Annotated in this window: 1 protein-coding gene; it reads left to right on the forward strand. The window is 35.6% G+C overall.

Features of this window, described 5'->3' with window-relative positions; translation table 11 throughout:
* Nucleotides 1–92: 92 nt before the first annotated feature.
* Complete coding sequence (locus tag I8752_RS34720; RefSeq protein ID WP_214436692.1) at nucleotides 93–1,502, forward strand: ISNCY family transposase; 1,410 nt, start codon at nucleotides 93–95, stop codon at nucleotides 1,500–1,502.
* Nucleotides 1,503–1,724: the final 222 nt, after the last annotated feature.

The raw sequence follows: 1,724 nt of genomic DNA on the forward strand, positions 1-1,724 counted from the left end.
CTGGAGTTTAGACTAGTTCGCGGTGCGAAACCCAAAAGCCTTACAGTGATTGAGATAGAGAAAAATGTACTCAATCGGAAGGCAGACAATAGGTGTTACAGAAAAAATATCACATTGACAGAGAGTTCAAGATTATCTTGCTCCTTTTTGGTGAAATGGATGAGCAAATGACTCAAATTGACCATCTGCTCTGTGATGACAACCTGCTTGAGTTAATGGAAGCAGACTTGTCAAAACGTTATCCACTCTCCAGCAAGACCGGAAGAAAATCAACTCCAGTAGAAGTGATATTCAGGATGTTAACTTTAAAACATTTACGCGGCTTAAGTTACGAAAAAACAATTAAAAATGTCAAAGAAAGTTTAATTTTAAGGCAGTTTTGTCGAATATATTTTCATCCTCTGCCAAATAAAAGCACACTGATCCGTTGGGCAAATACTTTAAGTGAGAAAACGTTGGCACAGATTAATCAAAGATTGACTCAAATTGCCACCCAGTTACAAATAACTCAGGGGAGAAAGATAAGGACAGATGGTACAGTAGTGGCAACTAATATTCATTTCCCTTCGGATAATAATTTGTTATGTGATGGAGTTAAGGTTATTAGCCGCATTTTATCTCAAGCCAAGCCAATTATTTTAGCAAATTCGCCAACTGTTAACTTAGGAATTTTTCGCAATCGTTATCGGACAGCGAGAAGAATATCTAGACAGATTGATAGTTTATCAAAAACGAGAAATGAATCTGGTAAGCACAAAAGGAAACAAGCATACATAAAATTGATTGAAGTCACCAAAGCTGCAATTAAACAAGCTCAAAAAGTAAAAACACTTCTTGAGCGTTTGGAGCATCTCAAGTCACAGAAGATACTACAAAAATGGGAAACTTTTCTCCCACGTATAGAACAAGTTGTTGAGCAGACATCCCGCAGGATATTAAATCAAGAAAAAGTTAGTGTTGCGTCAAAAATTGTCAGTATCTTTGAAGTGCATACAGATATTATATGTAGGGGCAAACCTAACCTAGATGTAGAGTTTGGGCGGAAAGTCTGGTTAGATGAAGTTGATGGGGGAATTGTGAGTAATTATCGAGTATTAAAGGGAAACCCTCATGATACTCAACAATTAGTTTCCAGTTTAGACCAACATATAAAAAATTTTGGCTATCCCCCGAAACTAGTTTCTAGTGATAGAGGTGTTTACTCTCAAAGTAATGAAAACTATGCCCAAACACTAGGAATAAAACAAGTCATATTGCCGAAAGGAGGTTATCGAAGTAAGGAACGAATTCAGCATGAAAGGAAGAGAAATTTTAGAAAGGGTCGTCATTGGCATAACGGTGTAGAAGGACGTATTAGTTTTTTGAAAAGATGCTTTGGGTTTCAACGTTGTTTGTATAGAGGAGATATAGGATTTAAACGGTGGGTGGGCTGGGGAATAATCGCTCATAATTTGACTATTATCGGTCGAGTTTTAGTTTCTCAAGCTAGGAATGTTAACTAAACTACTATTTTTATACCCAGCTATAAATCACTTCATTAAGATTACTTTCTTTTACCAGATATTTGAATTTATCTAAGTTTCAGATTGTTGATATTATCGCTTTGCATATTATATTTTTTATCGAGCATTTAATATTAATTTTGTTTTATTTTATTTCCAGTTTCGCACCGCGAACTAGACTAAACTCCAGTTGGGAAAATGGTGATTATACTTATTCAGTTT

It is taken from the genome of Dendronalium phyllosphericum CENA369 (assembly GCF_016056275.1).
Taxonomy (GTDB): Bacteria; Cyanobacteriota; Cyanobacteriia; order Cyanobacteriales; family Nostocaceae; genus Dendronalium; species Dendronalium phyllosphericum.